This is a genomic window from Nostoc sp. NOS(2021), assembly GCF_017115025.1.
Taxonomy (GTDB): Bacteria; Cyanobacteriota; Cyanobacteriia; order Cyanobacteriales; family Nostocaceae; genus Nostoc.
On the sequence record NZ_JABXKM010000184.1, the window covers coordinates 1 to 11,322 of the forward strand.

General features: G+C 41.6%; 10 protein-coding genes and 2 pseudogenes. 7 read left to right on the forward strand and 5 right to left on the reverse strand.

Features of this window, described 5'->3' with window-relative positions:
• Positions 1-263: 263 nt before the first annotated feature.
• The 6 genes and pseudogenes from HWQ41_RS34340 (at position 264) to phnL (ending at position 3,716) form a co-directional block, all read left to right on the forward strand.
• Positions 264-416 (forward strand): hypothetical protein, encoded by a 153-nt coding sequence (locus HWQ41_RS34340; RefSeq protein ID WP_366931691.1) that lies wholly within the window; start codon positions 264-266, stop codon positions 414-416.
• A pseudogene (locus HWQ41_RS21215) lies at positions 415-811 on the forward strand (carbon-phosphorus lyase complex subunit PhnI); the annotation flags it as partial. The gene HWQ41_RS34340 and the pseudogene HWQ41_RS21215, both read left to right, overlap by 2 nt.
• Positions 808-1,230, forward strand: a complete 423-nt coding sequence (locus HWQ41_RS21220; protein ID WP_292767122.1) for a fosfomycin resistance glutathione transferase — start codon at positions 808-810, stop codon at positions 1,228-1,230. The pseudogene HWQ41_RS21215 and the gene HWQ41_RS21220, both read left to right, overlap by 4 nt.
• A gap of 149 nt (positions 1,231-1,379) precedes the next feature.
• Positions 1,380-2,579 carry an alpha-D-ribose 1-methylphosphonate 5-triphosphate diphosphatase gene (locus HWQ41_RS21225; protein WP_292767125.1) on the forward strand — a complete coding sequence of 400 codons (1,200 nt, stop codon included), beginning with the start codon at positions 1,380-1,382 and terminating at the stop codon, positions 2,577-2,579.
• A 34-nt stretch (positions 2,580-2,613) separates the two neighbouring features.
• Positions 2,614-2,973: pseudogene (locus tag HWQ41_RS21230) on the forward strand (ATP-binding cassette domain-containing protein); the annotation flags it as partial.
• 11 nt (positions 2,974-2,984) lie between these two features.
• Positions 2,985-3,716, forward strand: coding sequence for a phosphonate C-P lyase system protein PhnL (gene phnL, locus HWQ41_RS21235; protein ID WP_292767131.1), 732 nt, complete (start codon positions 2,985-2,987; stop codon positions 3,714-3,716).
• 377 nt (positions 3,717-4,093) lie between these two features.
• Here phnL and HWQ41_RS21240 read toward each other — a convergent pair whose 3' ends face one another.
• The 3 genes from HWQ41_RS21240 to HWQ41_RS21250 all read right to left on the reverse strand — a co-directional run bounded on the left by HWQ41_RS21240 (position 4,094) and on the right by HWQ41_RS21250 (position 8,217).
• Positions 4,094-4,771, reverse strand: a complete 678-nt coding sequence (locus tag HWQ41_RS21240; RefSeq protein WP_292767133.1) for a DUF6875 domain-containing protein — start codon at positions 4,769-4,771, stop codon at positions 4,094-4,096.
• Positions 4,772-4,968: 197 nt separating this feature from the next.
• Complete coding sequence (locus HWQ41_RS21245; RefSeq protein ID WP_292767136.1) at positions 4,969-5,649, reverse strand: DUF6875 domain-containing protein; 681 nt, start codon at positions 5,647-5,649, stop codon at positions 4,969-4,971.
• 900 nt (positions 5,650-6,549) lie between these two features.
• A complete protein-coding gene (locus tag HWQ41_RS21250) occupies positions 6,550-8,217 on the reverse strand; it encodes an alpha/beta hydrolase (RefSeq protein WP_292767138.1) in 1,668 nt (555 codons plus the stop codon).
• Positions 8,218-8,750: 533 nt separating this feature from the next.
• On the opposite strand from HWQ41_RS21250, the gene HWQ41_RS21255 reads away from it, so the two are divergent.
• Positions 8,751-9,191, forward strand: coding sequence for a hypothetical protein (locus HWQ41_RS21255; RefSeq protein WP_292767141.1), 441 nt, complete (start codon positions 8,751-8,753; stop codon positions 9,189-9,191).
• A gap of 543 nt (positions 9,192-9,734) precedes the next feature.
• On the opposite strand, the gene HWQ41_RS21260 is transcribed toward HWQ41_RS21255, so the two are convergent.
• Positions 9,735-10,280: a hypothetical protein gene (locus HWQ41_RS21260; RefSeq protein WP_292767143.1), complete on the reverse strand. Its 546-nt coding sequence runs from the start codon at positions 10,278-10,280 to the stop codon at positions 9,735-9,737.
• A 12-nt stretch (positions 10,281-10,292) separates the two neighbouring features.
• Positions 10,293-11,189 (reverse strand): hypothetical protein, encoded by an 897-nt coding sequence (locus tag HWQ41_RS21265; RefSeq protein WP_292767146.1) that lies wholly within the window; start codon positions 11,187-11,189, stop codon positions 10,293-10,295.
• Positions 11,190-11,322: the final 133 nt, after the last annotated feature.

Sequence of the window (11,322 nt, forward strand, 5' to 3'; positions counted from 1 at the left end):
CCCCACCCCGCCAAAGCTGCGCTTTGTCTCCCCTCCCCGCCTGCGGGGAGGGGATAAGGGGAGCCAGTGCGATCTTCTCCCATCGCCCTTGGCGTCTCGTAGAGAAGGGGAGACGCTAAAAGCGATAGCGCAGCGTTAGCGAGTCATTGAGCGTCTGGAGGTTTCCCCCATGAGCGACTGGCGTGTGGGGTGCAATGACTATGGAATCATAACTAATTACCCGGACATGATATCACTGCTGATTCAGCTTTATGCAGAGATGGATGGTTAGTCACCCTTACCGAACGATCGCGCAGAAGAAATCTGGAATGCGATCGCACAAGTTCCAAACTTTGAACTCAAATCTGAAACGGCATCGCGCCCACAAATTCTATCAAGCGCTAGGATTCGAGCAGCATGGTTGGAGTTTTAAGTGAATTACCTGCTCAGTTCACCCGTGGCTATGGACTCACCTTTGGTTATAACGAACGCAAAGCGATGTCAATGGCGTTGGTAGATATGGGCGATGCAAGCCGAGGAATTGGGTGAAACAGTTGAAGCCCCAGCCCAAAATGTCGAGTTTGTACTTTCCCACTCAGACAACGTTGAAGCACAGGGCTTTGTCCAGCATCTCAAACTTCCTCACTATATTGATTTTCAAGCCGAGTTAAATCTAGTGCGAAAGCTGCGACAACAGCAGGTAACAATTCAAAATTCAAAATTCAAAATTGAAGAGAGTGACATCAAGCCATCACCTGAGTTAATTCCAGAAAATTGTGAAATGGCAGAGAATGTAGAAATCTCTAAGTTTGACTTGGAAGAAGCGAAATGATTACAGGAATCAACCATATTACTCTGTCAGTCTCCGATGTAGAAAAGTCCTTTGACTTTTATACCAAAATTCTCGGTTGTAAAGCGATCGCTAAATGGAAAAGAGGCGCTTATTTACTCGCAGGTAAATTGTGGTTGTGTCTATCCTTAGATCCAAACACACGCACAAGTCCTGCGACTGAGTACACTCATATTGCTTTTAGTGTTCCTGAACAAGACTTTCAAGAATATAGCGATCGCCTGATTTCTCTAGGTGTGAAAAAGTGGAAAGAAAATACAAGTGAAGGCGATTCCTTATACATTCTTGACCCAGATCACCATAAGCTGGAACTGCACATAGGTGACTTATCATCCAGAATTGCTGCAACCAGAGAAGATCCCTATGAGGGCATGGAATTTTTATACAACGAATTTAAATAAAAAAATCACTCTTCTCTTATTCTCTCTGTGTCCTCTGTGTCCTCTGCGGTTCGTTAAAAAAATTGGCTCATGCAGAGGCGCAGAGAGAGCTAGAAAGCTTTGGGTAAAGACATTTAATCCAAAATCTAAAATTGATATGAGGTAATTCAGTGACATCACAACAAACTATTCAACAATCACCAACACTAACAACAGCAAAAATTGCCATCCAAGGAGTAGATGTCTTAACTCCAGAAGGTTGGATTAAAGATGCAACAGTTTTAATTGAAGATGGGCAGTTTCTCAGTATCAATCAGGCAATTAGTCCGAATGGGTTTCATTTAGTAAATGCCAAAGGACTCCAGATGCTGCCTGGGATCATCGATTTGCACGGTGATGCCTTTGAGAGAATGATTTGCCCTCGTCCCGGAGTTAACTTTCCTTTACCAATGGCGATCGCTGACAATGACCGTAACCTTTTGTCTGCCGGAATCACAACTTTCTTCTGCTCAATCACAGACTCCTATGAACCGGGTTTGCGAAGCCGAGATTCAGCCCGTGCCTTAATTGATTTCATTTTGGGAACAGGAAAGCAGGTTTTAAGTTGCAATCATCAGATTCATCTCAGGCATGAAGAAGCAAATACCCAAGGACATCAAGAGTTATGTGATTGGCTAACATCTGGCCGCATTCAACTTTTGTCGATTAACGATCACCTACCACCTCCAGGAAATCAGCAAATATTGAGCCGATATATCAAAAGTTTGCGGTTACGATTGCCCCTGTCTGAGCCAGAAATCAAAGAACTCATCACCCAAGTAGAAGAACAGCGACACGAGGGATACGAGCAAATAGAGCAATTAGTTGAGCTTGCCCATACTTACGGTATTCCCTTAGCTTCCCATGATGATGATTCTGAAGAAAAGGTGGCAGAAAGTCAACGCCGTCAGGTAGCGATCGCTGAATTTCCTGGCAGTATTGCTTTAGCCGCACAGTCTCGCGCCTACGGAGCAGCAATCCTCATGGGTGCGCCTAACTTGGTGCGTGGCGGTTCCCATGTCGGCTACATGAGTGTAGCTGAGGCGGCTAAAAATGATATTTTGGATTGTCTTTGCTCAGATTACCACTATCCTTCCTTGTTTCATGCACCCTTTAAACTAAACGAATTAGGCTTGATGCCTTTTGAAACAGCATGGACACTGGTTTCCAGCCGTCCAGCAGTCGCGGCCGGAATTAGCGATTGCAAAGGGAAAATTGCCCCCGGCTTGGATGCAGATTTCCTGCTGATATCTCCAAATAATTCTCTACCTTCTGCGATCGCATCTGTCTACGTCACAGGTCAAGCAGTCGCCAGATATTCAATTAAATAGTTACAGCCTGCGTTCACACAGGTATCGCCAATAAATTGATCCGGCGCGGATGGATGATTTACCAGTAACTTTCTCTGGAGGGATGCAGCAAAGGTTACAACTGGCTCGTGTATTGGTGACACGCCCCCGGTTGATATTGATGGATGAACCGACGGGAGGGTTGGATGTGTCGGTGCAAGCGCGGTTATTGGACTTGTTGCGATCGCTAGTACGGAATTTTCATCTCAGCGTCATTGTGGTTACACACGATCTAGGCGTTGTCAGGCTGCTGGCTCATCGCTTGCTAGTAATGCAACAAGGACAGGTGGTGGAATCAGGTTTAACAGACCAAGTGCTTGATGATCCCCAGCATCCCTTTACTCAACTATTGGTCAGTGCCGCTTTAACCCCATAAGTTTATCAGCAATGCAATCATTAACTGTTAATCATCCACCCGCTAACATTTCTGCTAAAACCCTCCTACAAGTTGAAAATTTGCGAAAAGGCTTTACTTTGCATCAGCAAGGAGGCGTTCGCCTACCAGTTTTAGAAGGATTATCCCTGAGTGTGAATGCTGGGGAATGTTTAGCCCTATCTGGGCCATCCGGCTCAGGTAAGTCTACCTTAATGCGCTGTTTATACGCTAATTATCTCGCTGATAGCGGCTCAATTTGGGTAAAACATCTAGGGAATTGGGTTGATTTATGCCAACTTTTACCCCATGAACTTTTAGCAGTGCGGCAGAAAACCATCGGATATGTCAGCCAGTTTTTACGAGCAATTCCCAGAGTTCCGGCCCTAGAAGTTGCCGCAGAACCGCTATTAGAATTAGGAGTGGAAACAGAAGTTGCCCTCAACAAGATAAAGGAGTTGTTTCATCGTCTCAACCTGCCGGAACGTTTATGGCAACTGTCTCCCACCACCTTTTCTGGAGGCGAAAAACAACGGGTGAATATCGCCCGCGCCCTCTGCGTCAACTATCCGATTTTACTGTTGGATGAACCCACATCAGCCCTAGATGCTACTAATCGCCAAGTTGTAATGGAACTTCTCCAAGAACACAAAGCAGTCGGTTGTGCTTTAGTTGGCATTTTTCACGACAAAGAAGTGCAAATGCAACTTTGTAACCGGGAATTAAGCTTTAGCAAGGATAACTGATACCAAATTGAGATCAGTAGTATTGTCTGAAATTCCACCGAACAGCCTTGCAGTAAAGACTTTTAATCGAAAATCCCAAATCTAAAATCCAAAATTGGTATGAGTTATGAAAATTATCGAACCGCCATCTCTACGAGACGCCAAGTTCATAAATCATTTAGGACTGCTCTCGTTCCCAGTCAGAGACTGGGAATGCCTAATGGGGGGGCTGCCGCCTCTTGACTTGCGGCAGAGCCGCAATGAGTAGCATTTCCAGCCTCTGGCTGGAAACGAGGTTTTAAAAGGGTTTTAGCTTAAGTTGACACGTAGGGGCACGGCAGTGCCCCTACGGTTTGCAGTATAATCTTATACTGCATCTGAATGGGAACCGCTATATGCTAATGCACCAAGTTTTTGTCTTTAAGTTGTTCTTTCGCTAAAGCCAATGCTTGATGAGCATTTTTAAACTTTGTTTCATCAGTAAATTTATCACCAAAACACTTTAAATAAGCTTCCAGATACCTAATACGTAAGCGTGGGTCAGCCGGACTCTCAAGAAAGGGGAGGTCAGCTTCAACCATAAACCGGATAGCCAACAAGGGGATAGGGCTACGAAGTGGACGAAAGTTTGGGTTGTGCAGACCAGGACTTTTATTACGTTTATGAAATTCTCCTATCATCAGTCCTGACTCAACGAACATAGGTTTAAGTTTTTGTTGGACACTATCTATTAGTTTAGAAGCTTCTTCTATATCGATATCAGGAAAGATAAGTAAAAAAGCTTTATTGATTACTAATTCCTGCTCTTTAACTTCCATTCCAAGAAAGATATCTCGGTACCTTCCAACAATCTCTTCTACTTGTTCTGGATACAAATCTTTTGCGCGAATAACTCCCATACGAATACTGTTTGACTTGAGAGAGTGAGGTATAAAAGGGCAAACTACGCCCGATCTTCCTAAGTTAGGATGAGGTCTTCCTAAAAAATTTTTCACCCACTCCATAATTTCAATTAAGTAAGGAAGGTCTTCGTTTTGCTGGAGTTGTTCGATTTCAAGAGGTGTATAGAGTTGCATGAGCTTGAGAGGATGTTTAAAAAGTATTGTATGAAACATCAAAAGCCTCAGAACCTAATCTCCCTGCCTCAGTTCCCTACAAGAGAATGGGGGTTTCAAAGCCTCTCGACCTTTCGGGGAGAGGAATAGAAACGGGGTTTTTAGTAGACTTTAAGACTTTCCAAACATCCTCTTAACTGAACCGTATTGATTTATATCTAATAACTTACCAAATTTTTGTCTTTAAGTTCTTCTTTCGCTAAAGCCAATGCTTGATGAGCATTTTTAAACTTTGTTTCATCTGTAAGTTTATGACCAAAACGGTTTAAATAAGCTTCCAGATACCGAATACGTAAGTGTGGGTTATCTGGACTCATAAGAAAGGTAAGGTCAACTTCAGTCATCGGGCGGATAACCAGCAAGGGTATGGGACTGCGGAGTGGTCGAAAGTTGGGATTATGTAGCCCAGGACTCTCAGTACGGTTGTGAAATTCTCCTAGCATCAGTCCTGACTCAACAAACAAAGGTTTAAGTTTTTTGTGGACACCATCAATTACTTTAGATGCCTCATCTATATGGACATCAGGAAAGATAAGTACAAAGGCTTTACTTATTAGTAATTCTTTCTCGTTTGCTTCTCTCTCAAGAAAGACATCTCGGTAGGGTTTCACAATTGCTTCTATTTGCTCTAAACACAAATTTTTTGTGCGAATGACTGCTAGCCGAATGTTATTTGATTTGAGAGCGTGAGGCATAAAAGGGCAAACTACTCCCGGTCTTCCTAAATCAGGATGAGGTCTTACTAAAAAAAATTTCACCCACTCCATAATTTCAAGTAAGTAAGGAAGGTCTTCGTTTTGCTGGAGTTGTTCGATTTCAAGAGTTGTATAAAGTTGCATGGGCTTGAGTGAAATGGAATAATTGTTTAATTCGGAATCCAAAATTAGTTTCACAATATTATCTGCCTGAAACTAATTATTATCTAAGTAAACAAAACAAGCCTTGATTTTTTTTTTGGTTTATCTGTGGCTTGTAGCAGATAAAAATGCTCTAGCATTTTTGTGAATTTCAAGAAATTTACGCCCATAGATACACGAGTATATTTTCGCACGAAGCAACTTGTGTTCACTTATTCTTGGCATTGTAGCTAGAATACATATGTATTATCCAGCAGATGCTCCTACTTTTTTTTACAGTCTCAAGCTTCTATTATTTTTAACAAAAATATTATAAAGTTTATGTTTAAATATTTATTTTTACTGTAAAACTTTAGTATTGCTTTAACAGCAACTATAGGTTTACTATCAAATTAGTATAATTTTGTCTAAGTAAAATTTAGTATTGCTTTAACAGCAACTATAGGTTTACTATCAAGTTAGTATAATTTTCTCTAAGTAAAATATCAAAAATTAAGTCCAATTTTATAGGACTAGTATTTGATTTTTGAAATCCACGTAGGGGAGCCAGTGCGTTGCGGAGGTTCCCGACGCTCGATTACTCGCTCTAAGCGAACGCGAGTGCGTCTCTAAGAGTTGCTATGCCGTTGGCGTTGGCGTTGGGATAAGTTAGGAAACACGAGGGAAGAGGGTTTTAGCCTAGTTGATCAATATACACATAGTAGGGAACCTCCCGTACTCCTAGCTCGAAGCAAGCTACGCATAGTGTCCCGTTGGCGCAGCCTCTTCTCTACGAGAGGCTGCGCCAACGAGTCCTGGAACGTCGGAAACCGACCCTCAGACAACTCTGGGCAACGCATTGGCTCCTTGACAAAATTGGATATTTTTTTAATTGGAAATCCTTTATTTATCAACAAATTCTTTCACCACTGCCATAGCATCAGGAGGAATCTGCCTAACTAGACGAAATGGAAATGCCGGAGTCGAAGCAAACTGGGCATAATCTGATGTCAGAAAGATAGCGTACTTTTTAGCTTCTGGAGTCATCTGTGCAGCAAAGGCCAAAGCTATAGCTTTAACGTACTTGCGAACATCAGCTGCTTGTTTACCCACAACTTCACCGCCACTAATCGGTGTATTTGGTAGTCCTATCTGATCCAAAGTGGTACTGGGGTCTTTTACACTCAGATGAGTACCCCCAACTATACCAACTAGCCATTTTGGAGATGGGATTTTTTCAAATCCCACAATCTGTTCAGTTAAAGCTGGGGTGGTTTTATCTGCGGAACTTGCTAAGACTAGGGTAGGAATTTGCACCTTAGTTAACCCAGTTTCGCCAAACATCAGAGAAGTTGTCGGATTGAGAGCGATCGCCTGTTTGATTCTGGTATCCCGTAGTTGATAGCTATTTTCTGGTAGTTCTTGAGCAATGCACTGCATAACTTCACCCTCACTAAAGCTAGCCAAGTTCTTTTTACAGCGTTGTTTGAGTCGTTCCAGTTGTAACTCGGCTCCAGCAATTTCTAAAGCTGTACCACCACCAAAAGAATGGCCAATAACCATCGCGTTCGTGGTTGCAAGTTTCCCTTGCAGTGGATGATTAGCAGTTTGGTTGAGCTTTTCTAATTCGTCGAGGACAAAACTAATATCTTGAGGGCGATCCAAAAACTCATGAGGCTTCATAACTCTGGTTTTGCCTTGTAATGCTGAGTTAGTATTTGCCTGGTTACTACCGGGATGTTCTAAAGCTGCTACTACATAACCGTGGGATGCTAAATGTTCTGCTAGGTAACGCAAGTCCGTGCGGACTGAGGCGAAGCCGTGAGAAAGGACAATTACGGGTTTGTCGGCAGTTGCAGCAGTTGACCAATAAATATCAACTGGAATTTGGCGATCGCGCTTTTGGTCATTCAGGCTTAAGTTGAGTATTTTTACTTGAGCGCTTCCTGGTTGGCTGGGATCAAAAGGGAAAGCAATCTGCGGTGTTTTGGGGTCGAGTTGGGGAGTGATGGCTAGCATAAATTGCTGGGTGCGCCAAAAAGCTGTATTCAAACTCCCTGCAACTATAAAAGCTTGTGGCAAATCAATTTCTAGGCGTTTACTCGGATAAGCGGCGATGAAACTCAGTATAGAAAGACCCGGCGGTGCAGTAGAGCCTAATACCAATCCTGCTCTCAGTGCTTGTACCCCAGCTTTGTCCTTTCGGGCTAAGGCCGTAGCAAAGTCATTGAGAATGCTTGTACCAATTTGAGTATTAACTAACTTATTAACGGTGACAACATTTATCGGTACATTCATGCCCAGCGCCCCCAAGAAAAAGTGGCGCTGTTCTTCAGATAATCCTTTAGTGTAAGACTTCAAACTTCCAGACAATTCCCCAGTTTTTGCAGCATTTTGCAACTCAGCAAGAGAGATGGATTCTGTAAATAAACCCAAACGCACAACAACTGTGTCAGCCGCGATCGCCGAAGTATTTGCCCCAAACTGTGTAAGTGCGATGCCTACGGCGGGCAAAGCCAACGCGCTAAAGATACCCGCAACTGTCTTAAGACTTCCCCAGCTTCTTCCCATAAATATTTATACCAAGTGTTACTTACGGGAATATAACTAATATTTGTGTATTTGACTACCGATTAATTGCCTATAAATCAAAGGAGATTTTTTCCTGAACTTGATGGCGATGTCTACGACGCGCTACGCCTACGCTCTGATCTCCTCAAAGCATTTACTGATGCGAACAAAGATCATCAAAAGCAACGAATTGTAGAATTCATCACAGCTAAAAATTTGAGCATAAATCAGTGTTAACAGCCACAAAAGCCTGATGGTTTCTCAGCTAGGTTTAATACTGTAACGGAGCTACTAGAACAGGGGAAGCGATGCCTGCGGCGGTAAACTACGCATCTACAATCTGCAATTTTTGTGGGCTGATATCTTGACTGCATTTTTTTTTGACAGGAAAGTTTAACCGACTGCTTAATGTTTTGTCTTTACCCTTTAGAACGTGTTGCAGAGGTGTTGCAGGTGGATAGCCTTACTGCTGTAGCTGCACCATCATTACTCATCAAATTGTACTAGCCGCTTCAACAATTTTTCTTGGCTTTATGCGTCGCAGACTCCGCTATATTTTAATTTTGCTGCTCTCCCTGAGTATTATTACACTGTGGTGGCCTGTGAATGATTCTGATTGCAATTTCGAGGCTTTTCTCGCATCGAAAACTCCAAAATTCCAAGTACATGCTACTAAGGTTATTGTTGAGCCGTGGCGTGGTCGTCACCATGTATATGGAATTTTTATGATTCCTGATGAATACAAACAAGCTCCATTTTTTGTGTTAACAGTCAAAGGTGCTGGCAGTTATTGTTCAAAACAATTTGGTCAGAAAAAAAACTTTAATGATATATTTGCTGAACCAGGAACTTATCTAGTAAGGAAGTTTATTAGAACTCGAAAAGCTCTGCGGCTGATTCTCCAAGGTTTGTACTTTCAGATCAATGATAAAAATAATTGGACGTTGACTTTCCCTGAACCAAAAGCTAGTTAATATAATTCGTAATTCGTAATTTGTTCTTCAATTATGCAGGACTTACGCAAAATCAAAGCGTTTCCTGCTGAGAAAAAAGTGAACCTATTCCGGGTTACTATCTCTACCGATAGAACGGATTATATCGTAACTAACGATTTATCTCAAAGTTCTACGGATGTTACACAAAAAGAGTGTAAAATTCGTTGGGAAATAGAAGAGTTTCATAGAGAAATCAAGCAATTGACTGGTATTGAATCATGTTAATGTGGTAAAGCTCGTCTTCAAAGAAATCATATTGCTTGCGCTATGTTGGTTTGGTTGAGACTCAAACATCTAACTTATAAAAGTTGTCAAACTATTTATCAAATTAAACATGGATTGTTTTCAAATTATTTAATTGAGCAACTAAAACGTCAGGATATTGTTATGTCAATGGCTTAGTTTTTAGGCGCTCGGCGCGGCGTAGCCGCGCCATTGCTTGTGCCAGTTGCGTAAGTCATGAGGGTTTATATTAATCCTAGATTTTCCAGCTACACCAACAAATTAAATCTCATCACAGTTTCAAAAACGATTTTTACTCGTAACTCTAATTAGAAAACGCAGACCTTCATTTACTGCTTCCGAATTGGGAAAGATTTCTGCAACATCAGTTTCTAAAAAAACTGTCAATTTTTCAATATTATTGTGATTAACTTCACTTTCTTTTACATTGTCATTTGTAAAAAATTGATTTGTGTGTATTATAAGTTTTTGGGAAGATGCAGCATTTAATTTGTTAACTAGTGATTCCCAACTGGTAACTTTAAGGTTAAAGTGAGCCTTTGCATCCCGTAATGTTTTAAACTGTTGCTTCAGAATATCAACAGTATAAATATGCTCCTGAGATACCTGTTTCTCTAGATTAAGGTCTGACTCAACCATATCAACTACTTCACTAATAAGTCGGTCATGATTTTCGGCGATCTGAGCAGCAGCCCCTAAAATCCGAGAAGTTGCTTTTATCTGTACATCAGTCTCTTGTTTAAGGCGATCAGCAATACTGCGAATTTGATCTCCCAGCCTCGCTTTACCTTGTTTTCGCGTGGTTGGGAGTGATTTTTTGCTCATGAGTATGCTTATTTATTCAGAAAGTATATCTTTAATTGCCAGCCAGATGCGTTTAAACTTTTGTACTAAACCCATAGGATTGTTAGTTGTTTCTTCTTCCACCGAATCAACTAGAGATTGAATCCGATCCATACGCTCTGCTACAACGTAAAGACTGTTTACTGCTTCATCCTTACTTGTTAAAGATTCACGCAGTAGCACAACCATCTGGGCAATTTCCCGTTTTAGTCGTTCATTCTCGGCTTTACGGCGAGTTTCCCATCCCTTAATACCAGCTTTAGAACGTCGCTCATGCTTGAGTTCTGCTTTAGCCTCATTGTATAAACTCAAATACATTTCTCGTTCAGAGTTTACTGCCTCATATTTGGTAAGCAATTCAGTCGCTCTCGCTTTTTCTTCGTTGTAGAGGCAGAGCGTTTGTTGGTAATTATGTTGTTCATCAATATAGAACTGGTAATTTTGAGTGACTCGCTCTTTTAGCTCATTAGCTTCAAGTTCGCAAGTTTGGATCTCTCGCTGGTGAACATGAACTAGCTGGGATATTTTCGCTTTTTCTTCGTTGTAAAGGTAGAGCGTCTTTTGATGATTTTCTTGCTCATGAATATAGAAGCGATAATTTTGAGTGACTTGCTCTTTTATCTCATTAGCTTCGAGTTTTAGCTCATTAGCCTCGATTTGATAAGTTTGAATTTCTTGCTGAACATGAACCAGTTGTGATGCAGATTCGTTTGCACGTTGTTGCCATTCATCGCGTTGAGATGCAGCTTCCTCATTTTCTTTCGCACGTTGTTGCCATTCATCGCGTTGAACACGAACAGTCATCAATAGCTGTTTAAGCTCGTCAGGAGAAGGTGGTTCTTTCTGCCGTGAGTGAGGAGGATCAAAAGGATTGCGCCCTAGATTTTTCATTGCGATAATTTAAGTTACTATGTGAGTATTCGTAATATTTAACTATAAAAATTTAGTTTAGCCGAGATGAACTCATTGAAGTGTGATCTCGGTTCTATTAGTAATATGATCTGACTCTGGGTTGATATAGCGG